The organism is Mesorhizobium sp. M0998 (assembly GCF_040318885.1).
Lineage (GTDB): Bacteria > Pseudomonadota > Alphaproteobacteria > Rhizobiales > Rhizobiaceae > Mesorhizobium.
In genome coordinates this window covers 48,588-69,138 of record NZ_JAMYND010000028.1, presented here as the reverse complement: position 1 = coordinate 69,138, position 20,551 = coordinate 48,588, and the positions used below count along the sequence as shown (strand labels likewise).

Below are 20,551 nucleotides of genomic sequence, written 5' to 3'. Positions count from 1 at the left end.
TAGCGTGCTAGGATCCGTCATGTCTGGCCTGCCTCCCAATCGGCGAATGCGAGGTGGTTCGGCGACTGCCAGCGACCAAGCAATACCTCACAGCTATTTGGCGCGCCAATCGGCCGCCACATGGAGGAATCGCGCAGCATACTCGAGAGATTGAACCCGAGAACGCGCACCGCCTCGTCTTTGGAGGGCTGCGTCAGTGCGGCGATATAGCCGCGCCATTGCCAGTCTCCCGGTTTGCCTGGCGCGGACTGATGCCAGCCATTGTTCCCACCATCAATTTTGCTGCGCCCATAACGGTTCAGGCCGACCGCACGGTGCAATTGCTGCTCACGCGGATCGATCGGCTGGAAGATGCCCGAGAGCCCGCCTTTCGATCCTCCTTTCAGGGTCTCGAAGTTTGAAAGGATGAAGGTCGCGAAATGGTGGCGCGGCAACTCGCCGTCTTGTGCCGCGCGGCAGAAGGTGTCGCGAAATTCCAGGTGCCATTCCCGCGGACGCGGCTGGGTCGCCTGCGGCCCATATTCGACTTGTGGCGTGTGAGTCGAGATGGACACCACGTCGATATGATCAGGTGGGATGTCGAACGGTGTCTCGGCGGAGTTCACAGCAGTAAGCGGCGGGGGTGTGGCGCGGTCCGTGGGGAGGTTGAGAGCGTCCGAGCAGATCAACGGCTGGATCGTAACCGACAGGTAGCGCTTGTCTGCAGGCAACAGCGTCACGAGCGAAAGCAGGTTCGCTTCTGCCATCGTCTTCTCGGGAAGCGGGCTATTCTCGTACTGCGAACGCACCAGCTTGGGATGGATGCAGATACGTGGGCGCGCGTCCACGTCTAGCGTGAACAGGCAGCCCAGATTGAAATGGAAGTGGGCCGGCTGTTTCTCGAACCATGAACGAAAGGACGCCAGATCCTGCGGCACAATGGCCGGGATAGCGAGCAGCGCCTTAAGGAGTGACGTGATCTCGGCGTTCGAGAAGAGATGGTTCTCATCATCACCATCCGGCCGAAGGCCGACATGAATACAGCCAAGCGTCTGAACTTGGCTGAGCGACCGCAACACCGACAGCAAGGCCTCTGCCGGCGCGAACGCTTCGGGGAAAGTGAGCAGGTCGAAGGGCGCACCCGCTTGGAAGCTGGTCCTGGTATAGCCATCCATCGCACGCGGCGTCGGATTGATAAGTTCCATGATGACCTGCTCGAAGATGTCGCCGTGGGCGGCAGGTGCGTAAACGCTGGGCTCGACGAGACGAACCACGAAACTCCGGCGATCCCGCAGCACCGTCCAGACCAGGTGATTGCTCAGCAGCTTGGAGGAAGAGGCATTCGCGGTCAGAAATAGTCCTCAGTTGTCATGAGCGAGATTTTAAGTGCCATGCTATTAATCGCGAGCCAAGATGCCATCCTGTAGGCCGGTTGCGCAAGCCATGCGCAATTTTCAAGCGTGGAACTAGCGGATGTCGGGATGATCATAGAGTTTGACAGTTCGCGGAGGGCGGCTCTCCAAGACGCGGCCTCGGTCGCCGGCTTGCTTGTCACTACCGAGGCCATGATCGCGGAAGCTCCGAAGAGGGAGTCGGCTGGCGGCGGCGGCCTGCCGATCAGCATGTCGGCAGGCAGGTTGCCACGGTTCGCGTGCAGTCGGATGTCTCGCAGGCACAGCTCGCCCGATCGATCGGCATTAGCTTCCAGCAGCTTCAAAAATATGAGAACGCGCGGAACCGCGTGAGCGCGTCGATGCTCTACGAAATCGGCAAGTCGCTGGGTGTCCCCGTCAGCCGCTTCTTTGAGGGGCTGCCGGGGAATCAGCAAGCTAATGGGGAAGCTTCGCCTTTGCCGGTGGATGAACGCATAAATTTCATCGCTAGTGCGGAAGGCCGGCGGCTAGTCGAGGGGCTGATGCGCCTTCATCCGCGAGTTCGGAACCGTGTCTCGGCCCTGATAGCCGCGTTGGGAGAGGAGCTTAGCCTGCCGAACACCCAGAACGATGAGGAACTGGCTCCCAAACGCCGGTAGGCGGAACACGCGGATCTTGAGGAGTAGTCGTCGCTTGCGTCAGGACACTTCATTCGCGGTGGGCGACAAAAGTCATAGGAAGCATCAGTTTTCGACTGGTGTCATTTCCCGTCCTGCCGACGGGAAAGCCGGACGCCTAGTCCCCCTCCGTTCTCGGGAATAAACTCGATTCCTGCTGCTTCAAAGGCGGTACGAACGGCCTGACGAGTGCTGGGCTTGAGCTGATCGCCTTGCTCCAGGCGAGTAATCGTCTGCGTTGCGACTTGAGCAACCTCTGCCAGTTCTCGCACCCCCCAACCGAGAGCTGCTCGCGCCATCCTGCACTGGATAGGGCTGATTTCATCACACTGTAATGATTTTTGTTGCCCGCTCACGTCTCGACCTGTATTCTGAAACTGCACACAAGACGTCGGACGGAGTGATGACACACACCGCCCGACCTGACCGCACCCAAGCTGTAAGGGAGCTCGGATCATGGCTGATTCCGACAATAGCATGACTCTGCCTTTCGTCACCCGCAGGCGAGTGCTTGCGGGAGGGATGATCACGTCCACCGCTTTGGTGCTTGAGAAAAGCGCGCTTGCCAGCAACGGAGCTGCAACAAGTACGCTGCCCGACCCAGCGCTAACGCTTTGGCGGGAATGGGAGACAGCCCACACGCTGACCGAGCGGCTTTGCCGCAGCCAACAGCGCATGGAGACGAGGCTTGTCGAGAGTGTCGGCTTTCCCTGTGTGACCGTCCGCCTGCCCGAGGGTGGGGACGTGACGATCCACTCGATCGAGGCGCTCAATGAAGTGCTCGGCAAAGGACCGGATTTGACGGCTCTCCGCCCGAAGGCAGAAGCTGAGTTGGCGGCCCACCAGGCACGCTGGAATGCGGCTGCCGAGGAGACCGGTTACACCGCCGCGCTCAGGGCCGAGCGCGAGGCTGGCGATAGGGCAGAGGATCTGCTGGAAGCGTTCTCAGCCACCCCCGCCACGACTCTCGCCGGGGTGGCGGGCAAGCTCGATGCCGTATTGCGCGAGGGCGAGGCCTGGGAGGAATGCTCCGAGTTTCCCTGGCCGCAAATCCGCTCGGCGCTCAGCGATCTTGTGCGCATCGCCGAGCAGATGACGCCGGAGCAGGTCTTTCCCGGCGAGCGGCGTCCCAAGCTCCGCAGGCCCGGGGCTGGCTGCTGTTTCCGTGCCTGAACGATGAAACTGGAGGAGGGGGTATGAAGATCCACCCAACTCAACGTCCCGCTTCAGCGGAGAATCCCTCGACTTGCAGCGAAGCATCTATTTCCCGTCACCTTCAACCGCCAGGGAATTGGCAGGACTGGACGCTTCTGCGGCATCTCACCATCCGGCGGCGAGCAGATCCCGATCTGCTGGACGCCTTCAACCGTGATGCCGCCTTGGAAAAATGGACCGTGCCTGAAGCGGCAGAGGCAGCGAAAGCCCTTTGGGGAGAGACAGCCGCGACCGCAATCGCTTGGTGCGCCGTGTCGGGGCGTTACGACGGTCGGACATGAAACTGCCCATTCTGGTTTCGGGTATTCGCCTGTCTTCAACTGGGCCGGCCCGACTCCGAAGTGGAAGCGACAGGGCGGAAGCCTCAAGGTGCTTGGGCCTTGTCATGACCGCCTGGTACTCGATCATCAACGTCACCGAAACAATGAGTGTCAACCGGCGTTCCAAAGCCGCCACCAACAGTTGGCGCGAGGCGCCAGCGTCACTTCGGATCGCCGCCACCAAGGTCGCCGTATCGAGAAGCAGTCTCATGCAAGCATATTGGATATCGCCTGTAATATTGCAGGAGCCTCGACAATTTGGCTTGGTTTCGGAATCCCCAAATCGCAGCGCGCAAGTATTTGCACGCCACCGTACGACCGCGCTGCAACTGAACTTGTCTTGCTGATCATCACGCCGCTCAATGCCCTTGATCTACACAGAAGAGCGGGCATGCCATGGTGGACGAGGCCAAACCTGGGAACGACAGCGCAAGCCATGATTACAAAGCTGACATGTCGGCACGAGACATGGCTGAACGAGCCGTCCTGTCGATCGCCTGTTTGTTGGGTCGGCGGGTTGCTCGGGAGCATTTCGAGGAATTGCAGACGGCCAACGACAACAAAGTTCATCCTCCTGAGAAAGCACCGTCAGAAGGGGAGGGTGTGGACGGCGGCGGCGGACATTAGCAAGCAGAGGCTGAGGAGCGATCCATGACCCGTGTCGCGCTGTACGCTCGTTACTCATCCGACAACCAGCGCGAAGCCTCTATCGAGGATCAGTTGCGGCTTTGCCGAGAGCACGCGGCCAGGGAGAAGTGGACTGTCGTTGGGACCTATGCCGACGCCGCCGTATCCGGTGCAAGCATCATCCGTCGACCAGACATCAAGCGCCTTCTGACAGATGCTCAAAGCGGGCAATTCGAGATCGTCCTAGCCGAGGCACTCGATCGCTTGTCTCGCGATCAGGAAGACGTAGCCGGCCTCTTCAAGCGACTGCGCTTTGCCGAGGTCAGGATCGTCACCCTCTCGGAGGGTGCCGTGGACGAACTGCACGTGGGCCTCAAAGGAACGATGAACGCGTTGTTCCTGCGCGATCTTGCCGCCAAAATCAGGCGGGGCCAAAGCGGCCGCATATTGAACGGCTACAACGCCGGCGGTCTCTCCTACGGCTATCGTGTGATCAAGAAGCTCGATGAACGCGGCGAACCGATCCGCGGTCTACGCGAGATCGATCAGGATCAAGCCGAGGTCGTGCGTCGGATTTTTCGGGAGTTCGCGGCTGGTCAATCAGCACGTACGATAGCTGCAAGCCTCAACAAGGAAGGTATTCCATCACCCTTCGGGGGTGCGTGGGGCGCCTCGACCATCAATGGCAATCTCAAGCGGAGAAGCGGCTTTCTCTATAACGAAGCCTATATCGGGCTGCTCGTCTTCAATCGTATCCAAATGCGCAAGGACCCCGAGACTGGGAAGCGCATCTCGCGGCCAAATCTGCCGGAAACCTGGCAGGTTGTTGAAGTGCCGCATCTGCGTATCATCGACGATGAGCTGTGGGATGCGGTGCAAGCCCGCAAGAAGCTTTATGGAGGCATGAAACTCCATCACCGCCGGCGGCCAAAGCACATGTTCTCGGGGCTTGTGCGGTGCGGCTGCTGTGGCGCTTCCTATACGGTGAAGAACAGAGACCAGCTTGCTTGTGCCGCGCACCGTGAGAAAGGCACTTGTACCAACAACAAGACGATCCGCGTTGGCGAGTTAGAGAAGCGCGTGCTTGAAGGCATCCAGCGGCGCTTGCTGGCGCCAGATGCCATTGCGGGCTTCCTTGCTGAATATCATGCTGAGCATAAGCGACTGAACGCCATGAACCGCGAACGGCAAAGGGAAGCCGAAAGGCGGCATGCCGGCATCGACAGGCAGATCGGCAATATCGTTGATGCTATCGCTGACGGTGTCGCGACGACCAGCTTGAAATCGAAGCTGCTGGACCTCGAGCGCGAAAAGGAGAATCTAGCCCGAGAGCTTCAGGCGATGGCGGCCGCGGACAGCATTGTGGAGTTTCATCCGGCTGCGGTGAAGGTTTACCGTCGGCAAGTATCCGAGCTCCAGGACGCGTTGCAATCCGATGAGCGCGAGCGCCACGAGGCGGCGAGGATCATCCGCTCGCTGGTCACGGGGATTGATATCATTCCGACGGAGGGTAGGGGAAAGGTTGAGCTGAAAGTCCGCGGTGCGCTGGCGGAGCTTCTGAACCTGCCAAATCGTAAACCAGGAACAGCGCCTAGCGCTGCAGTGATGGTAGCGGGAGAGGGACTTGAACCCCCGACCCCAGGATTATGATTCCCGTGCTCTAACCAACTGAGCTACCCCGCCAGGGCGGCGAAGGCCCGAAATCCAGCTTAAATCGGCAGGCATATCGGCGCGTTCGCCAAGGTCGCGCGGATATAAGGTTGCGAGGCCAAGCCTGTCAAGCATCGAAGTGGCTGCCGCGCCGGCATATTGCTGGCGCCGAAAGCTTTGCCGGGCAGACATTTGGGCGCACAGGCCGGGGTTGAGTTCAGCGAGGCACGTCGCTATGTCTCGGCCACGAAAGTCATGGTCATGAATTCATGAAACCGCGCATTGCAGTCCTCGGTTGCGGATACTGGGGCAGCAACCACATCCGCACCCTAAAGGCGCTCGGCGCGCTGCATGCGGTTTCGGACGTCAACCCCGCGCGCGCGGAGGGTTTTGCCAGCGAGCAGGATTGCCTGGCCATAGAGCCGGAGGCGCTGTTTGCCCGCGACGATGTCGACGCCATCGTCATGGCGCTGCCGCCGCAGTTCCATGCCGACATGGCGGTGCGCGCCGTGCTCGGCGGCAAGGACGTGCTGGTGGAGAAGCCGATCGCGCTGACGGTGGCCGATGCCGAACGCTCGGTGCAGGCGGCCGCCGATAATGGCCGTGTCTTCATGGTCGGCCACGTGCTGCGCTTTCATCCCGCCTTCGAGACGCTGAAGGCGCTGATCGACAATGGCGAACTCGGCGAAGTCCGCTACATCCATTCGCATCGGCTCGGCCTCGGCAAGTTCCACACCGAAAACGACGCGCTATGGGATCTGGCGCCGCACGATCTGTCGATGATCCTGGCCATCACGGGCACCGAACCGGTCGAAGTGCGCGGCGAAGGCGCTGCTCTTCTCGACAATCTCAGCGACTTTGCGCATCTGCACATGCGCTTTCCCAACGGCCTGCGCGGCCATCTGTTCGCCTCGCGGCTCAACCCTTACCGCGAACGGCGGCTGACCGTTGTCGGCACCAAGGCGATGGCGGTGTTCGACGATGTCGAGCCGTGGGAGCGCAAGCTTGCCGTCTATCGCCACGCGGTGTGGCAGGACAGCGGCCAATGGGCGTTCACCGCCAACGAGCCGTCCTATGTCGCGGTCGGTGAGGGCATGCCGCTGACGCGCGAGTTGGAGCATTTCATCCACTGCATCGAGACGCGGGCCGAACCGCGCACCAGCGGCGAGGAGGCCATCCGCGTGCTGCGCATCCTGACCGCCGGCACCGTCGCCCATACAAGGCCCTAAGAGAAAACGCCGTCTATTCGGCGGGTACCCGCGCCGGCTGGACGGCAAGCCGCGTCAGCATCGCCTCGGCCTCGGCGCCGCGCTCGGAGCGCTCGATGAAGCCGCCGCCGAACACGCGCGCCTCGTTGCCATCGTCGGAATAGAGCACGCAAGCCTGACCGGGCGCGATGCCGGATTCGCCGTCTACCAGTTCCACCGAAGTGACACCGGCGCGGTGATGCAGCACGGCCGGGCGCGGCGGCCGCGTCGAGCGCACCTTGGCGAAAAGCTCAAGCCCGGCCGCCGGGATAGCGGTCAGCGGGCCATCGCCCAGCCAGTTCATGTTGCGCAAGAAGATCTTGTGGGTCTCCAGCGCCTCGCGCGGGCCGACGACGACGCGGGCCCGGTCGGCGTCGAGATGAACGACGTAGAGCGGCTCGCCCGAGGCGATGCCGATGCCGCGGCGCTGACCGACGGTGTAGCGCAAAATGCCCTCGTGGCGGCCAAGCACGCGCCCGTCTATATGGACGATGTCGCCTGGATTGGCGGCAGCCGGCTTCAGCTTGGCGATGATGTCGGAATACTTGCCCTGCGGCACGAAGCAGATGTCCTGGCTGTCCTGCTTGGCCGCAACCGTCAGTCCCATCTCCTCGGCGATGGCGCGAACCTCAGGCTTCGACAGGCCGCCGAGCGGAAAACGCAGATAGTCGATCTGTGCCTGGGTGGTGGCGAACAGGAAGTAGCTCTGGTCGCGGTCGGCGTCGACCGGCCGGTAAAGCGCGCGGTGGGCGCCATTGGCGCCGGAACGGATGTAGTGGCCGGTCGCCAGCGCGTCGGCGCCGAGTTCCTTGGCGGTCGCAAGAAGGTCGGCGAATTTCACCGTCTGATTGCAGGAAACGCAAGGGATCGGCGTTTCGCCGGCGACATAGCTCTCGGCGAACGGGTCGATCACCGCCTTGCGGAAGCGCTCCTCGTAATCGAGGACGTAATGCGGGATGGCGAGCGTCTCGGAGACGCGGCGGGCATCGTCGATGTCCTGGCCGGCGCAGCATGAGCCGGCCCGGTGCGTTGCCGCGCCGTGGTCATAAAGCTGCAGCGTGACACCGACGACGTCGTAGCCCTCGCGCTTCAGGAGGCCGGCAACGACCGACGAATCGACACCGCCCGACATGGCGACGACGACGCGGGTGTTTTCGGGGCGTCCGGGAAGATCGAGGCTGTTCATGGTTCTTTCGTTCTGCGCGGCGCTTCAATGCCAATGGCCGGAATATAGGTCAAGCGTCTCGGCTGCGCCAGCTTTGCCGGGCCGGCTCATTTTTCCTGCCGGGTTCAATGCGCTTGCCGGCAGATGTTTCAAATGCCGATGAAAAGGCTAACGCCGCGTTCATGATCCTTACCTAACCATTAGGGTCTGCTTAGGCAAATTTTAAAGCTGTGGCGGTAATGTGGTGGGGATTGGGTCTTTGAGTTTTTTGTAGAGAGTACGATGACCGATCTAATTAGACCGCGAGTCAAATATGTTATCGGGCCGGACGGCAGCCCACTTACCATCGCCGATCTGCCGCCGACAAACACACGTCGCTGGGTTATCCGGCGCAAGGCGGAAGTGGTGGCGGCGGTGCGTGGCGGGCTTTTGAGCCTCGAAGAGGCATGCCAGCGCTACAAGCTCACCACCGAGGAATTCCTGTCCTGGCAAGCGTCGATCGACGAATACGGCCTTGCCGGCCTGCGCACCACGCGCATCCAGCAATACCGGCATTAGGCCGATAAGGGCGCTGATCAGCGCCCTTACGTCTGCGAGGGTCGACGATCTGCAATTTCAGACCGTCAGCACCACCTTGCCGATCGGCCTGGTGGCGAGAAAGGCATGGGCGGCACCGGCCTGTTCGAGCGGAAACGCCTTTGCCACGTGGACGGCCAGCTTTTTCGCGTCGATCAATTTGCCGAGCTCCACCAGAGCGGCACGGTCGGGCACTACGGACATGCGCTCGACGCGGATGCCTCGCGTCCTGGCCTTTGCCTTGGTGGCATCGCTGACATCGAGCAGCGACACCAGAACGCCGCCGGCAGTGAGCACTTTCAGTGATTGCTCCGCATGCACGCCGCCGAACGGGTCCAGAACCAGATCGATGTCGCGGGCCTTCGCGGTGAAATCATCCCTTGTGTAGTCGATCACCTCGTCGGCGCCGAGCGAGCGGACGAAATCGAGCTTTTCCGGGCTGGCGGTCGCGACGACGTAAGCGCCGTGCGCCTTGGCGATCTGCACCGCCAGGTGGCCGACGCCGCCGGCTCCGGCGTGGATCAGCACGCGCTTGCCAGAATCGAGCCGGCCATGGCGGACAAGGCCTTGCCAGGCCGTCAGGCCGGCCAGCGGCAGCGCGGCGGCTTGCGCGTGATCTATGCCTTCAGGTTTCGGCGCAAGCTCATCAGCCGGGACAGCGGCGAGTTCGGCGTAGGCTGCCGCCTGTTTGGGAAAGCGCGGCATGCCGAACACGGCATCGCCGACCTTGAGGCCGGAGACGCCGGAGCCCAGCGCCTCGACAGTCCCCGAAACATCCCAGCCAAGGACAAAAGGCGGCTCGCCAAGCAGCGGATAGTGGCCGCCGCGCACCGCACCATCGACCGGATTGATGCCGGCCGCTTCGATGCGGACGAGCACTTCGCCGGCTTCGGGTGATGGCGCGGGGCGATCGGCAATGACGAGGACATCGGGTCCGCCGAAGGAATTCTGGATAATGGCACGCATGGAAGGCTCTCCTGCTGGTTTTGATGTGCCACTATCATTTGGATAGTTATTTTCTCTTGTCTAGTATGTACCTTTTTGATATATATGCACCCCATGGATAGTGAAGATGGTTCCCCTTTTGGCTATGACGCCTTTCGGCGGTCGTGCCCGTCACACGCCGTGCTCGAGACGCTCGCCAGCAAATGGGTCTACCTGGTGATCTGTGCGCTGCGCCGGGGCCGGCTCCGCAACGGCGAATTGGCGCGCAAGCTCGAAGGCATCACGCCGAAAATGCTGACGCAGACGCTGCGTATCCTGGAACGCGACGGGCTTGTGCGGCGCGAGGTTTTCCCGGTCATTCCGCCGCGGGTCGAATATGAGTTGACCGAACTTGGCCAGAACCTGGCAGGGCTGCTCAATCAGATCAGAGCCTGGTCGGAGCAGCATGTGCCCGACATCAAAAATGCGCGCGCACGGGCGGCGGAACAGCAAGAAGATCTGGATGCCTGAGGCGGGCACAGTTCGGTGCGCAGCAATAGCGCGCAAGCGCGACGCGCGTTAACGTCTTGTTTTCACCCGATCATGGCGCTGCGGCCGCCGGCTTCTGTGTCGCGCGCCTTGGTGTCGCGCGATTCCAGCATCTCGGCCTTGGAAAGCTCCGCTTCGGCTTCGCTCAGCAATGATTCGGCGACATTTCGCTGCTGGGCGAGGTCGCTTTGCGAATTTCTAAGGTTGTCGCGGCGCAGACGTGCCGCCTTGGCGAAGGTCGGATAAGCAAAGTGATTGATGTCGGTGATGCCGGCCTTCTTCTCTTCGGCAGCAATCTGAAGTTCCAGCTCGACGGCCATGCGCTCGAATTCGGCGATCATCATGTCGAGCTGCAGCAGCTGCCGCCGCTTCTCGCTCACCTGAAATTGCTTCAGCCGAACGAGGTTTTCACGTGACTTCATGATTCGGTACTCCCGGAAACGCACACCTGCACATATCGTCCAATTCACCCGGCAAGGCCCAGGCTTGACCCGTTTCCACCGGCTTTCCCCGAACTATGGGAAACAAACTCCTAAAGTTTTTTGCCGGCGGTAACCATTCGTTTACGGGCATTGTTAATCATACGGCTCAGGACTTAAGGGCGGGTAAAAATTCTGCTTCTCGTCGGGAAACCCGGCCAACGAGTCCGAAGAGTCACTTAGTCTGGCTTATTAATGTGCTGCGTTAACGGTTTGGGTCTGTGATTCGTTATTGGATTCAACAAGGTGTAGAAAGGGGTTAAAAAATCTGATACCGTCATGGACGGGGAATTAGGTTTTATTAACCATTCGATGGCAGCCTCTGCTCAGGCAATCACTGCTCCGGTCCTGGACGGGTCGTGAAATGGTCCGGCAGCAGAAAAGGGGAATGAAATGCGCGTTCTGCTGATAGAAGACGACAGTGCAACCGCACAAAGCATCGAGCTGATGCTGAAATCGGAAAGTTTCAATGTCTATACGACTGACCTTGGTGAAGAGGGCGTCGATCTAGGCAAGCTTTACGATTACGACATCATTCTCCTCGACCTCAATCTCCCCGACATGTCGGGCTATGAAGTTTTGAGAACACTTCGCCTGTCCAAGGTGAAGACGCCGATCCTAATCCTCTCCGGCATGGCCGGCATCGAGGACAAGGTGCGCGGCCTCGGCTTCGGCGCCGACGATTACATGACCAAGCCCTTTCACAAGGACGAACTGGTCGCCCGCATCCATGCCATCGTGCGGCGTTCCAAGGGCCACGCCCAGTCGGTCATCACCACCGGCGACCTAGTGGTCAATCTCGATGCCAAGACCGTTGAGGTCGGTGGCCAGCGCGTGCATCTGACCGGCAAGGAATATCAGATGCTGGAACTGCTCTCGCTGCGCAAGGGCACCACGCTGACCAAGGAAATGTTCCTTAACCATCTCTATGGCGGCATGGATGAGCCAGAACTGAAGATCATCGACGTCTTCATCTGCAAGCTGCGCAAGAAGCTTGACGCCGCGTCTGGCGGGCAGAATTACATCGAGACCGTCTGGGGCCGCGGCTATGTGCTGCGTGAGCCCGAAGATATCCGCGTCAGCGCCTGAACTAGGGGCGTGATCCCAAGGTGGGCGCCGATTTTTTCGGAAAAGAACCCGGCAGAACAACAAGATAGAGCCGATCCGATTTTCGTCGGAATGGAACAGCTCTGATCAGGCGGCAATCTTCAAGGCGCGGAAGCACTCGAGCAGTTGCGGCCGGTTGAACGGCTTCAGCAGGTAGCCCTGGGCGCCGGCTCGTTTTGCCCGCATGATCGCCCCGACATCGACCTCGACCAGCGAAATCAAAACCTGCGGCAATACCGGGCTTTCCATGGCGCGCAGGCGGCGGATGAGGTCCTGCGCCTGCATGTCCGGCAAGGCGCCGTCGACGACGATGATATCAGGCATGTCGGCCGCGCACATCTCGATCGCCTCGTGGCCGCTGGCGGCTTCGATCACCATCATGCCGGAACCGCCCAGGATACGCCTTGCGACCTTCCTGATGACGCTCGAATTGTCGACGAACATGCAGCGTTTCATTCCGGGACCCTCTTTGCCATGCGGCGAACCGGCAGCGTCGTGGCATCTGCCGGGGAACATAGGCCGATCTGGTAAAGAAGCCGAAAAGCCGTTAGGTAAAATTTTCCTGAAGGTGTTTTAAGTGAAATCTTCTTTCGCAATGCTTCACGCAATCAATCCGCAAGCCCGCCCCACAGATGTTAGGAACAACGCCGCAAATATGACTTGAGAAAAATACTTTCCCCACTCTTTAGGAGAACTTCAGGCTGCCGAAAGGACGATCTCGTCGGCGGTCGCATGGATCGAAATCGTCATGTTGGCTTCGCGGGCCAGGAGCAGCGTGTAATAGGGCTGCACCGAATGCGCGTCGATCGGCTCTTCCGGCCTGTGGCCGGAATGCAATTCCAGGAATTTGGGCGGCACGCGGAGCATCGGGCCGCTCGCCGCGAGCGCAAAGCGCGGCTCGGTCTCGAGGTTCTCCAGCGTGACCACCAGCCTGCCGCCGCGCGGAATGGCGGCGTTAGCGACGAGGATGAGATTGAGCAGCAGCTTGACCTTGTTCTTGGGCAACAGTGCGCGGGTTCCGTTCCAGATCAGTTCCGGCTTCTCGTTCTTCAGGAAGGCGATGGCCACGGCCTCGGCGTCCCCGGTGTCGATCAGCATGCCGGCGGAACCGGCGGCGCCGAAGGCGATGCGGGCGAATTGCAGGCGGGCGGAGGCGTTTTTGGCGCTTTGGCGGATCAGCTTCATGGCGTCTTCGTCGGCGCCGCCTTCGTCGAGCAGCTCAAGCCCGTTGTTTATGGCGCCGACCGGCGAAATGATGTCGTGGCAGACCCGGCTGCACAGCAGCGCTGCCAGATCGGGTGCGGAAAGGGTGAAAAGCTCGGCCATCGGCAAAAATCCCTGCAAATTTCACAACACAATGACCGGGCGATCATGATCACGCCTGTCCACACGAATCACGCTCTCTCCCAAGCATTCTGAATACACAGCGCTTGTGCGTGCAGCAACAAATCCGAAATCATGATTGTCGAAAATGGCGTGTTCACGCAGCAGGGTGCTGCGCGGGCGATGTGAAAACAGCCTTCGAACCGCCATCTTCATGTGGGAGTTTAATGGTTGAAAAAGGATTACGGCATAGTTTGCCCCTAACAGTCATCCTTAACGGCCGCCAAAGAGCCGTACGGGTGCGAGGCGTCGGCGAAAGTGCTCCCTGACGGAGATTGGAAGCATGGTTTCCCGATTCTACGACCGGACTTTTTTCCGTGTCATCTCAATGACGATCGCGCTCATCGGCCTTGTCGCCTTTTCGGCATCGGCCGCGCGGGCGCAGGAATACACCGCGCAGGAGATCGTCGATTCCGGTCATAAATTCTTCGGCGCGACGTCGGGCGGGCTCGCCACCGTCGTCGAGAAGATTTTCGCCACCTATGGCCTGCCGAACGGCTATCTGCTCGGCGAAGAGGGGTCCGGGGCGCTGATCGGTGGCCTGACCTATGGCGAAGGCACGCTCTACACCAAGAATGCCGGCGACCACAAAGTGTTCTGGCAAGGCCCTTCGCTCGGCTGGGATTTCGGCGGCGAGGGCTCGCGCGTCATGATGCTGGTCTACAATCTCGACGATGTGAGCAGCCTGTATAATCGTTTTGGCGGCGTCGCCGGCTCCGCCTATGTCGTCGCCGGCGTCGGCTTCAACGTGCTGAAGAACAACAATGTGCTGCTCGTGCCGATCCGTACCGGCGTCGGCGCTCGTCTCGGCGTCAATCTCGGCTACCTCAAGCTCACCCAGCGCGCGACCTGGAATCCGTTCTGACCTGCATGATGGCGCCACTGCGATTGGAGCTGTGATCCCACGGTCTGAGCTTTGCCGCAGCATACTCTTGCCGTGGTGCCGGATTTCCGTCATGCGAAGATGGCAAAGTCGACCTTTGGCGGTTGCCATGCACAACGGATAGTCATCTTGGTCCAGTCGATCCTGTTCTTTGTTCTCGGCTTTCTCTGCGCCGGCTTTCTGGCGCTGATGATTGCTCCGGCCGTGTGGCGGCGGGCGGTGGCGCTGACGCGCAAGCGCGTCGAGGGCTCGATGCCGTTGACGCTGGCCGAGATCCAGGCGGACAAGGATCGCATTCGCGCCGAGTTCGCGGTTTCGGTGCGCCGGCTTGAAATGAACGTCAAGTCATTGCGCGAGAAAGCCGCCGAACAGCTGGTCGAGATCGGCCGCGACCGCGAAGCCCTGAAGGAATTGGCGGCCGAGCGACAGGACAAGAACCGGGTCGTCGCCGATCTTACAGCCAGCGGCGAGGAGCTTCGCAAGCGCGATGAGCAACTGCAGCAGCTGTCGGAACGGCTTGCGGAGACCGAGCGCGCCCTCGAAAAGCGCGGGCTCGAACTGCGGAAACTGGAGCACATGTATGACGACGCCAGTTTTTCATCCAGCAGCCGGCAGATCGAGCTGGTGGCGCGCGAATCCGAGCTGCAGAAGTTGGCAAGCGACATTTCGCTGCTGCGCGGCCAGCGCAAGGAGGCGGACAGGCGCAGCCAGGAATTGGCAGCCGAAAGCAAGGTTTTGCGGGACGCGCTGAAGGCCGAGAAGAAAAGAACCAGCGACCTGGAAAAGAAGGTCGAACGCCTGCTCGCCTCGCTGGCCGATCGCGAGGACAGGCTCGAGCGCCGCGAGAAGGAACTGGTGCGCCTTCGCGAAAAGCCGAAAGGCGCTGAAAGGGCGCCTGCGGTGGGTCTTGCCGGCGTGCCAGGCAGTCAGGTCAATGTGGCCGCCAACGGCGACATCGAACAGACAACCGCCAAGCTCGACGCCGACCGCGAGCGGCTGGAGGCCAGGCTGACGTCGCTGGCACGCGAGAACAGGCGGCTGAAGACAGATCTTGCTGCCGTCGAAACGTCGAAATCGCGGACCGGAGACGATACCGGCAGCGCCAGCGCGGCATTGCGCGAAGAGATGAACGATCTGGCGGCGCAAGTCGTGGCCTTGACGGCAAAGCTCGACGGGCCGGATTCGCCGATCGCCCGGGCGCTTGCAGCGCCTGAGGATACGCGGCCGGGGAGCGGCGGACGCAGCCTTGCCGATCGGGTGCGGGCGCTGCAGAAGGCCGCTTCGACCGACTAAGATTCCACAAGCGCGAGCGGGACGCCCCGGCTCTAAATTAGGCTCCGGAAAAATGATGCAGCGCGATGGCTGATGCGGCGGCGACGTTCAGGCTGTCGAAGCCCTGCGCCATACCGATCCGCAGCGTCTGCAGGCGGGCAAGCAGGCTTTCCGGCAGGCCTTCGCCCTCGGTGCCGAGATAGAGCGCCAGCCGCTCGTTTCTCTTGGCATCGCGAATGTCGATCTGCCCGCGCGGCGACAAGGCGAATTGGCTGAAGCCTTGCCGGTCGAGCATTGCGGTGCAGCCCGCGGTATCGGCAAAGCAGGCGAAGGGGACTTTCAAGGCCGCGCCCACCGAGACGCGGATTGCCTTGCGGTACAGCGGATCGCAGCAGGTCGGATCGAGAAGCGCGGCATCCGCGCCAAAGGCGGCGGCATTGCGGAAGATCGATCCCATATTGTCATGATTGGCGATGCCGACCAGCACCACGATCAGCGCGCGGGCGGGCAGTGCGCCGAGCAAAGCTTCAGCGGAGACGGCCGCGCCCTTGCGGCCGATCGCCAATATGCCGCGATGCATGTGGAATCCGGCAATCCTGTCCATGACTTCGCCGGATGCGACATAGATCGGAAGCCCGGCAGGCGCCTTGCGCAGGACGTCATCGAGGCCGGCCAGCCGGTTCTCGAGCACCAGCACCGATTCTGCCTCGAAGCGACGGGCGGCAAGCAGCGTGTCGAGCACCACCTTGCCTTCGGCGACGAAACGGCCCTGCCGGCCGGCAAGATCGCGTTCCCGGATGTCGAGATAGGCGGCGACGCGAGGATCCTGCGGGTCGTCTATGCGGATCGGATTCATGGCTTCCTGGGCGGATCTTGGCGTCGGCCGCGAATCGGGATTCGGCTTCGGAAGGCATGATGCCGGATCCGAAGCTCTGACCGTATCTCAGCGTCCAAATGGATGCACGCCGCTCTAACGGTCAAATCCAATCACAAGGCGCCGGGCCGAGACGCCTTGCCTGGCCTCCTGGCGGCATGGAGATATTGATTCCCGCGGCACGGCACTTCGGCCAAGCCGCTTCAATGCAGAATTTCGATGGGGCGAAGGAACCCCACGGGGCCATGCCGCGTCATAGAGGCGGGCTCCTGCTGCGGTCCTGGGAGGACATCGATGATCAGGCTCCTCCTCGTCTTTACCGCCACGCTTGCCCTTGCATGTGGCGTGGCCAGCGCGGCCAAGCTCGATCCAGCCACCGTCAATCAGGCCCAATTCACTATCGGCGAACCGAAGGGTGTCGATCCGATGCTGCTGAAGGCGCAGATCCTTCTGGATCGGGCCCGCTTCTCGCCGGGCCTGATCGACGGGCGCCTTTCCCAGAACTTCGCCAAGGCCGTCGCCGCGTTTCAGGCGGCAAACGGACTTCCGCCCGAGGGCAAGCTCAGTCCACAAACCTGGAGCAAACTCATCGCAACCTCCGCCAGGCCGGTGCTGGTGACCTATGAGGTGATGCGCAAGGATGTGCGCGGACCTTTCACCAGGCGTATTCCGGCTCGCTTGGAGAGGATGGCCCGCTTGCGGCGGCTCGGCTACCGCAATGCGGTGGAGAGGTTGGCCGAGCGCTTCCACGTCAGCGACCAATTGCTGCGAATGCTCAATCCGGGCACCAGCCTCAGGAAACCAGGCAGGACCTTGGTGGTGCCTGATGTCGGCAGAGGCGACCCTCCCGCCGGCGTCGCCACCGTCGAGGTCGACAAGGGCGCTCGCCTGGTGCGTGTGCTCGACCGTGCCGGCAAATGGCTGGCGGTCTACCCCGCCTCGATCGGGAGCGAGGAGAAGCCGGCGCCAAGCGGCATGGCGGAGGTCAGGCGCGTGGTGCACAACCCTACCTATCACTACGATCCGGACTTCGCTTTCAAGGGGGTCAAGACCAAGCGGCCCTTCACCATCGCTGCCGGGCCGAACAACCCCGTGGGATCGGTCTGGATCGATCTCTCGATCGAAAGCTACGGCATCCACGGCACGCCCGAACCGGGCAAGATCGGCACGACCTTTTCGCATGGCTGCATCCGGTTGACCAATTGGGATGCCGAAGACCTTGCCTCCATGGTGCAGCCGGGCACGAATGTCGAGTTCAAGGGCGAGATTGCGCAGGCCGCCGACGAGCGCGTTCAGTAGCAAAGCGGACTTGGCAGCAAGGCGGACTTGGCAGCAAAGCGGATTTGGCGGGGCGTTCTCCGCTCCGGCCGCTCAGGTCCCGGCGCGACGCAGCCGGTGAGCCATCTGCGACAGTTCACCTTCGCCGAAAATGCCGTCCAGCATGTGCAGCAATTCGTGCACCGCCGCGGACTTGCAGGAATAATAGATCATTTGCCGGTCGCGGCGGGTCTCGACAAGGTCGGAAGCCCTGAGCTTGGCCAGATGCTGTGACAGGGCGGATTGGCTGAGCGACACCTTCTCGGCTATGGCGCCGACCGACATCTCGCCCTCGGCCAGATAGCTCATGATCAACAAACGTTTTTCGTTGCCCATCAGCGTCAGAAACGCAGCCGCGGTTCCGGCGTTGGCGACTAGTTTGTTCGAGACCATAGATCCCCCATGCCTTCTTGCTCATCCGCCGCTATGGGGGCAATAGCGTCGGATTCCATAGACTTTCCCTATAGATGCACGCCAGCGATTCAGCGTCACTCGCAAAGGTAGAACATTTCGCTCAAATCTCAAGGCTTGCTTTCCACGCAAGCCGATTAACTGTGCGGCTGTGATTAATTTGCCGATCGGGCCGCCTTGGCCATGTCAACCAGGACAGGCCTGAGGTCGCGCGCCGCTCTCAGCGGCTCGGGGAAGAAAACCCGACAGACATTGTCGCCCGATATGAGATCCATCCCGTCGGCGTCGAACCCGGTGACGATCCAGCCGTCACTCTCGGCCCCGCCGAAATGACTTGCGTAGAGGGCAATCGCATCGAGATGGTCGGCGTTCATGTGGTCGAGCGCCGATTGCTCGCCGGCGGCAAGCTCTTCGACGATCGCTCCCGTCGCGACCAGATCGGTGCGGTCGAGCAGATAGGCCTTGCCGAAGCCTCCGTTCAGGCTGGCGCGCTCCGGTTCGAGCCGGAAAATCGAGAAGTCGCCGAGCCCGGCATAGAGTTTTGCCTTGGGGTTGCGGTTGAGGTAGCGCCGCTCGGCGCGGGCGTGTTCGTTCGATCCGCGCTCCAGCCGCACGGCGCGGCAGACGAGCGTCAATCGCGGATGCGCCAGCGGATCGCTCCTGCCGGGTTCGCCGACGAGCAATGAGCAGCGCGGGTCGGCAAGGATGGCGCCGGTATGAGCGGACAGCATCGATACCAGGATCAATGGCGTGCCGTCGATGTCTGTGGCGACGCCGACCCGGCTGGCCAGCGGCGAACCGGTTCCTGGTTCGAGCACTGCCAACGCACCGAAACGGGCGCTGCGGATCAGCGTCTTTGCCAGCCTGATCGCCTCGGTATCGGTCGCGCGGATCACGTCTTTCCTGGGTTCGTCCAAGGCATCACCGTCGCATTTATTTCGGCGCCATGCGGATGGCGCCGTCGAGGCGAATTGTCTCGCCGTTGAGCATCTGGTTCTCGATGATGTGCAAGGCAAGTGCCGCGTATTCCGAAGGCTCGCCCAAACGGGAAGGGAAGGGCACAGCGGCGCCGAGCGAATCCTGCACCTCCTGCGGCATGCCGGCCATCATCGGCGTCCTGAAGATGCCGGGTGCGATGGTGCAGACGCGAATGCCGGAGCGGGCGAGATCGCGCGCCACCGGCAGCGTCATGCCGACGACGCCGACCTTGGACGCGGAATAGGCGGCCTGGCCGATCTGGCCGTCATGGGCCGCGACCGACGCGGTGTTGACGATGACACCGCGCTCGCCGCCCTGCAGCGGCTCGAGCCTGGCGGTCCGGTCGGCGACCAGGCGGATCATGTTGAAGGTGCCGATCAGATTGACCTCGATCACCTTGCGGTATTGATCGAGCGGATGCGGTCCGTCCTTGCCGATCGTCTTCATGCCGACAACGATGCCGGCGCAATTGACCAGGATGCGCGGCGCGCCGAGCGTCTCTGCCGCTTCCGCGACTGCGGCGGCACCGCTCTCGGCGTCGCTCACATCGCATCGGACGGCGATGCCGCCGACGTCAGCCGCCACCTTGGCCGCACGCTCGATACCGAGATCGAGGACGGCAACCCTGGCGCCGCCGGCGGCAAGAGCGCGCGCCGTCGCCTCGCCAAGGCCGGAGCCGCCACCGGTGACGATCGCAATCTGGCCGTTCGGGTTCATCTCGACGTCCTCCTCCGTGCCCAGACTATGCCGCCAAGCCACCGTGCGACAGCACCGGCATGGTCATGCCATCGCGGCGATGTGCGCGGCAATCCTTGCCTGGTCGGCGTGGCAAACCTCGCCCGCCAGCCTCGCCAACGCGCCCGGCACGATCTCGTGCGCCAAAAGCCGGTCGGGGTCGACCGGACGCGGCATCGAGATCTGCCCGCGCGGCAGCCTCCTGAAGCCGAGCGGGCCGTAGTAGGGTTCGTCGCCGACCAGCATCACCGCCGGCGCGCCGGCCTTGGCGGCGGCTTCCAGCGCGATTGCCACCAGCCGGCGGCCGATGCCGAAATTTTTGAAGGCCGGCCGCACAGCGAGCGGCCCGAGCATCAGCGCGCGGCCGGCACCGGCGGCGATGCGCGTCATCCGTACCGAGGCGACGACGATTGCGCCATCGACGGCCACGAAGGACAAAGCCCGTTCATGCGGGCCACCTTGGCGGATCTTGTAGGCGGCGAGCACGAAACGGCCTGGCCCGAAGGCCTCGTCATTGATGGCTTCGATTTCAGGATCGTGCGCCGGAGTTTCCGGCAGGTATTTCACGTCGGCCAGGTATTTCAAGTCGGCAAGGCTCATGGTCTTTGCGTTCCGGTATGCGAGGAAAGGTTTGCTGCAAGCGGCAGCGTTCGCCAGTCAGCGCTTCATCAAGCGCGGGCGCTCTTTCGTCGTCGGTCGAACCGGATCACGGCAAAGTCGAACATGCGGATGTCCGCTAGCACCAATTTTCAGCCGCCGCAATCGGCCCGCGCAGCCGACGCGCACTCGACGACGCAGCCGTTGACGATC

General features: G+C 61.9%; 24 protein-coding genes, 1 tRNA gene and 1 pseudogene. 12 read left to right on the top strand and 14 right to left on the bottom strand.

Annotation, left to right across the window (positions count from 1 at the left end; all coding sequences use genetic code 11):
• Window positions 1-17 precede the first annotated feature (17 nt).
• Window positions 18-1,253: a hypothetical protein gene (locus NKH59_RS23885; protein ID WP_353023260.1), complete on the bottom strand. Its 1,236-nt coding sequence runs from the start codon at window positions 1,251-1,253 to the stop codon at window positions 18-20.
• 377 nt (window positions 1,254-1,630) lie between these two features.
• Between NKH59_RS23885 and NKH59_RS23880 the strand changes: the two genes are divergently transcribed.
• Entirely contained in the window at window positions 1,631-2,011 is a 381-nt protein-coding gene (locus tag NKH59_RS23880; protein ID WP_502908716.1) for a helix-turn-helix domain-containing protein, read from the top strand.
• A gap of 101 nt (window positions 2,012-2,112) precedes the next feature.
• Here the strand turns inward: NKH59_RS23880 and NKH59_RS23875 are convergent, their stop codons facing one another.
• Window positions 2,113-2,328 carry a transcriptional regulator gene (locus NKH59_RS23875; RefSeq protein WP_502904980.1) on the bottom strand — a complete coding sequence of 72 codons (216 nt, stop codon included), beginning with the start codon at window positions 2,326-2,328 and terminating at the stop codon, window positions 2,113-2,115.
• 157 nt (window positions 2,329-2,485) lie between these two features.
• Between NKH59_RS23875 and NKH59_RS23870 the strand changes: the two genes are divergently transcribed.
• On the top strand, window positions 2,486-3,202 hold the full coding sequence (locus NKH59_RS23870) for a hypothetical protein (RefSeq protein WP_353023258.1): 717 nt from the start codon (window positions 2,486-2,488) through the stop codon (window positions 3,200-3,202).
• A 23-nt stretch (window positions 3,203-3,225) separates the two neighbouring features.
• Window positions 3,226-3,510, top strand: a pseudogene (locus NKH59_RS33555) (Y4oE-related protein); the annotation flags it as partial.
• Here NKH59_RS33555 and NKH59_RS23865 read toward each other — a convergent pair.
• The gene (locus tag NKH59_RS23865; protein WP_353023256.1) at window positions 3,392-3,775 is read right to left on the bottom strand and encodes a PIN domain-containing protein; all 384 of its coding nucleotides are present in this window, start codon (window positions 3,773-3,775) and stop codon (window positions 3,392-3,394) included. The pseudogene NKH59_RS33555 and the gene NKH59_RS23865 sit on opposite strands and share 119 nt — an antisense overlap.
• A 185-nt stretch (window positions 3,776-3,960) precedes the next feature.
• Between NKH59_RS23865 and NKH59_RS23860 the strand changes: the two genes are divergently transcribed.
• Together NKH59_RS23860 and NKH59_RS23855 are read left to right on the top strand one after the other, a co-directional pair.
• Complete coding sequence (locus NKH59_RS23860) at window positions 3,961-4,191, top strand: hypothetical protein (RefSeq protein ID WP_353023254.1); 231 nt, start codon at window positions 3,961-3,963, stop codon at window positions 4,189-4,191.
• 24 nt (window positions 4,192-4,215) lie between these two features.
• Window positions 4,216-5,841 (top strand): recombinase family protein, encoded by a 1,626-nt coding sequence (locus NKH59_RS23855; RefSeq protein WP_353023288.1) that lies wholly within the window; start codon window positions 4,216-4,218, stop codon window positions 5,839-5,841.
• Here NKH59_RS23855 and NKH59_RS23850 read toward each other — a convergent pair.
• Window positions 5,798-5,874: transfer RNA gene (locus tag NKH59_RS23850), tRNA-Met, on the bottom strand. The genes NKH59_RS23855 and NKH59_RS23850 overlap by 44 nt on opposite strands.
• 236 nt (window positions 5,875-6,110) lie before the next feature.
• Here NKH59_RS23850 and NKH59_RS23845 point away from each other — a divergent pair.
• Window positions 6,111-7,070, top strand: coding sequence for a Gfo/Idh/MocA family protein (locus NKH59_RS23845; RefSeq protein WP_352466761.1), 960 nt, complete (start codon window positions 6,111-6,113; stop codon window positions 7,068-7,070).
• Between the two features lie 13 nt (window positions 7,071-7,083).
• Here the strand turns inward: NKH59_RS23845 and mnmA are convergent, their stop codons facing one another.
• Window positions 7,084-8,274, bottom strand: coding sequence for a tRNA 2-thiouridine(34) synthase MnmA (mnmA, locus tag NKH59_RS23840; RefSeq protein WP_352456412.1), 1,191 nt, complete (start codon window positions 8,272-8,274; stop codon window positions 7,084-7,086).
• Window positions 8,275-8,535: 261 nt separating this feature from the next.
• Here mnmA and sciP point away from each other — a divergent pair, with 261 nt between their 5' ends.
• Window positions 8,536-8,811, top strand: coding sequence for a CtrA inhibitor SciP (gene sciP / locus NKH59_RS23835; RefSeq protein ID WP_023679563.1), 276 nt, complete (start codon window positions 8,536-8,538; stop codon window positions 8,809-8,811).
• Window positions 8,812-8,868: 57 nt separating this feature from the next.
• On the opposite strand, the gene NKH59_RS23830 is transcribed toward sciP, so the two are convergent.
• Window positions 8,869-9,795: an NADP-dependent oxidoreductase gene (locus tag NKH59_RS23830; RefSeq protein WP_352540957.1), complete on the bottom strand. Its 927-nt coding sequence runs from the start codon at window positions 9,793-9,795 to the stop codon at window positions 8,869-8,871.
• A 93-nt stretch (window positions 9,796-9,888) separates the two neighbouring features.
• On the opposite strand from NKH59_RS23830, the gene NKH59_RS23825 reads away from it, so the two are divergent.
• A complete protein-coding gene (locus tag NKH59_RS23825) occupies window positions 9,889-10,284 on the top strand; it encodes a winged helix-turn-helix transcriptional regulator (protein WP_352540958.1) in 396 nt (131 codons plus the stop codon).
• A 62-nt stretch (window positions 10,285-10,346) separates the two neighbouring features.
• On the opposite strand, the gene NKH59_RS23820 is transcribed toward NKH59_RS23825, so the two are convergent.
• Window positions 10,347-10,724 carry a flagellar export protein FliJ gene (locus tag NKH59_RS23820; protein ID WP_023719275.1) on the bottom strand — a complete coding sequence of 126 codons (378 nt, stop codon included), beginning with the start codon at window positions 10,722-10,724 and terminating at the stop codon, window positions 10,347-10,349.
• Window positions 10,725-11,174: 450 nt separating this feature from the next.
• On the opposite strand from NKH59_RS23820, the gene ctrA reads away from it, so the two are divergent.
• Window positions 11,175-11,870, top strand: a complete 696-nt coding sequence (ctrA, locus tag NKH59_RS23815) for a response regulator transcription factor CtrA (protein WP_006203583.1) — start codon at window positions 11,175-11,177, stop codon at window positions 11,868-11,870.
• Between the two features lie 105 nt (window positions 11,871-11,975).
• Here ctrA and NKH59_RS23810 read toward each other — a convergent pair whose 3' ends face one another.
• Window positions 11,976-12,344 carry a response regulator gene (locus NKH59_RS23810; protein ID WP_352452918.1) on the bottom strand — a complete coding sequence of 123 codons (369 nt, stop codon included), beginning with the start codon at window positions 12,342-12,344 and terminating at the stop codon, window positions 11,976-11,978.
• Window positions 12,345-12,584: 240 nt separating this feature from the next.
• On the bottom strand, window positions 12,585-13,214 hold the full coding sequence (chpT, locus tag NKH59_RS23805) for a histidine phosphotransferase ChpT (RefSeq protein ID WP_352452917.1): 630 nt from the start codon (window positions 13,212-13,214) through the stop codon (window positions 12,585-12,587).
• A 340-nt stretch (window positions 13,215-13,554) separates the two neighbouring features.
• On the opposite strand from chpT, the gene NKH59_RS23800 reads away from it, so the two are divergent.
• Together NKH59_RS23800 and NKH59_RS23795 are read left to right on the top strand one after the other, a co-directional pair.
• Complete coding sequence (locus NKH59_RS23800; RefSeq protein ID WP_023679557.1) at window positions 13,555-14,136, top strand: DUF1134 domain-containing protein; 582 nt, start codon at window positions 13,555-13,557, stop codon at window positions 14,134-14,136.
• A gap of 147 nt (window positions 14,137-14,283) precedes the next feature.
• Entirely contained in the window at window positions 14,284-15,447 is a 1,164-nt protein-coding gene (locus tag NKH59_RS23795; RefSeq protein ID WP_353023252.1) for a coiled-coil domain-containing protein, read from the top strand.
• Window positions 15,448-15,484: 37 nt separating this feature from the next.
• On the opposite strand, the gene NKH59_RS23790 is transcribed toward NKH59_RS23795, so the two are convergent.
• Window positions 15,485-16,282 carry a TrmH family RNA methyltransferase gene (locus NKH59_RS23790; protein ID WP_352502237.1) on the bottom strand — a complete coding sequence of 266 codons (798 nt, stop codon included), beginning with the start codon at window positions 16,280-16,282 and terminating at the stop codon, window positions 15,485-15,487.
• Window positions 16,283-16,594: 312 nt separating this feature from the next.
• Between NKH59_RS23790 and NKH59_RS23785 the strand changes: the two genes are divergently transcribed.
• Window positions 16,595-17,599 carry a L,D-transpeptidase gene (locus tag NKH59_RS23785; RefSeq protein WP_352540960.1) on the top strand — a complete coding sequence of 335 codons (1,005 nt, stop codon included), beginning with the start codon at window positions 16,595-16,597 and terminating at the stop codon, window positions 17,597-17,599.
• Between the two features lie 72 nt (window positions 17,600-17,671).
• Here NKH59_RS23785 and NKH59_RS23780 read toward each other — a convergent pair whose 3' ends face one another.
• From NKH59_RS23780 to NKH59_RS23765, 4 genes are all read right to left on the bottom strand, one after another.
• Window positions 17,672-18,010, bottom strand: a complete 339-nt coding sequence (locus NKH59_RS23780) for an ArsR/SmtB family transcription factor (protein WP_352540961.1) — start codon at window positions 18,008-18,010, stop codon at window positions 17,672-17,674.
• A 173-nt stretch (window positions 18,011-18,183) separates the two neighbouring features.
• Window positions 18,184-18,945, bottom strand: a complete 762-nt coding sequence (locus NKH59_RS23775; RefSeq protein ID WP_352540962.1) for a HugZ family pyridoxamine 5'-phosphate oxidase — start codon at window positions 18,943-18,945, stop codon at window positions 18,184-18,186.
• Window positions 18,946-18,961: 16 nt separating this feature from the next.
• The gene (locus tag NKH59_RS23770) at window positions 18,962-19,723 is read right to left on the bottom strand and encodes an SDR family NAD(P)-dependent oxidoreductase (protein ID WP_352540963.1); all 762 of its coding nucleotides are present in this window, start codon (window positions 19,721-19,723) and stop codon (window positions 18,962-18,964) included.
• Window positions 19,724-19,786: 63 nt separating this feature from the next.
• Entirely contained in the window at window positions 19,787-20,341 is a 555-nt protein-coding gene (locus tag NKH59_RS23765) for a GNAT family N-acetyltransferase (RefSeq protein WP_352540964.1), read from the bottom strand.
• Between the last annotated feature and the right edge of the window lie 210 nt (window positions 20,342-20,551).

What these genes read in the sequence shown, in the direction of transcription:
- NKH59_RS23875 (WP_502904980.1), bottom strand. Translation starts at nt 2,328, where the DNA reads ATGGCGCGAGCAGCTCTCGGTTGGGGGGTGCGAGAACTGGCAGAGGTT.
- NKH59_RS23870 (WP_353023258.1), top strand. Translation starts at nt 2,486, where the DNA reads ATGGCTGATTCCGACAATAGCATGACTCTGCCTTTCGTCACCCGCAGG.
- NKH59_RS23865 (WP_353023256.1), bottom strand. Translation starts at nt 3,775, where the DNA reads ATGAGACTGCTTCTCGATACGGCGACCTTGGTGGCGGCGATCCGAAGT.
- NKH59_RS23860 (WP_353023254.1), top strand. Translation starts at nt 3,961, where the DNA reads ATGGTGGACGAGGCCAAACCTGGGAACGACAGCGCAAGCCATGATTAC.
- NKH59_RS23855 (WP_353023288.1), top strand. Translation starts at nt 4,216, where the DNA reads ATGACCCGTGTCGCGCTGTACGCTCGTTACTCATCCGACAACCAGCGC.
- NKH59_RS23845 (WP_352466761.1), top strand. Translation starts at nt 6,111, where the DNA reads ATGAAACCGCGCATTGCAGTCCTCGGTTGCGGATACTGGGGCAGCAAC.
- mnmA (WP_352456412.1), bottom strand. Translation starts at nt 8,274, where the DNA reads ATGAACAGCCTCGATCTTCCCGGACGCCCCGAAAACACCCGCGTCGTC.
- sciP (WP_023679563.1), top strand. Translation starts at nt 8,536, where the DNA reads ATGACCGATCTAATTAGACCGCGAGTCAAATATGTTATCGGGCCGGAC.
- NKH59_RS23830 (WP_352540957.1), bottom strand. Translation starts at nt 9,795, where the DNA reads ATGCGTGCCATTATCCAGAATTCCTTCGGCGGACCCGATGTCCTCGTC.
- NKH59_RS23825 (WP_352540958.1), top strand. Translation starts at nt 9,889, where the DNA reads ATGGATAGTGAAGATGGTTCCCCTTTTGGCTATGACGCCTTTCGGCGG.
- NKH59_RS23820 (WP_023719275.1), bottom strand. Translation starts at nt 10,724, where the DNA reads ATGAAGTCACGTGAAAACCTCGTTCGGCTGAAGCAATTTCAGGTGAGC.
- ctrA (WP_006203583.1), top strand. Translation starts at nt 11,175, where the DNA reads ATGCGCGTTCTGCTGATAGAAGACGACAGTGCAACCGCACAAAGCATC.
- NKH59_RS23810 (WP_352452918.1), bottom strand. Translation starts at nt 12,344, where the DNA reads ATGAAACGCTGCATGTTCGTCGACAATTCGAGCGTCATCAGGAAGGTC.
- chpT (WP_352452917.1), bottom strand. Translation starts at nt 13,214, where the DNA reads ATGGCCGAGCTTTTCACCCTTTCCGCACCCGATCTGGCAGCGCTGCTG.
- NKH59_RS23800 (WP_023679557.1), top strand. Translation starts at nt 13,555, where the DNA reads ATGGTTTCCCGATTCTACGACCGGACTTTTTTCCGTGTCATCTCAATG.
- NKH59_RS23790 (WP_352502237.1), bottom strand. Translation starts at nt 16,282, where the DNA reads ATGAATCCGATCCGCATAGACGACCCGCAGGATCCTCGCGTCGCCGCC.
- NKH59_RS23785 (WP_352540960.1), top strand. Translation starts at nt 16,595, where the DNA reads ATGATCAGGCTCCTCCTCGTCTTTACCGCCACGCTTGCCCTTGCATGT.
- NKH59_RS23780 (WP_352540961.1), bottom strand. Translation starts at nt 18,010, where the DNA reads ATGGTCTCGAACAAACTAGTCGCCAACGCCGGAACCGCGGCTGCGTTT.
- NKH59_RS23770 (WP_352540963.1), bottom strand. Translation starts at nt 19,723, where the DNA reads ATGAACCCGAACGGCCAGATTGCGATCGTCACCGGTGGCGGCTCCGGC.
- NKH59_RS23765 (WP_352540964.1), bottom strand. Translation starts at nt 20,341, where the DNA reads ATGAGCCTTGCCGACTTGAAATACCTGGCCGACGTGAAATACCTGCCG.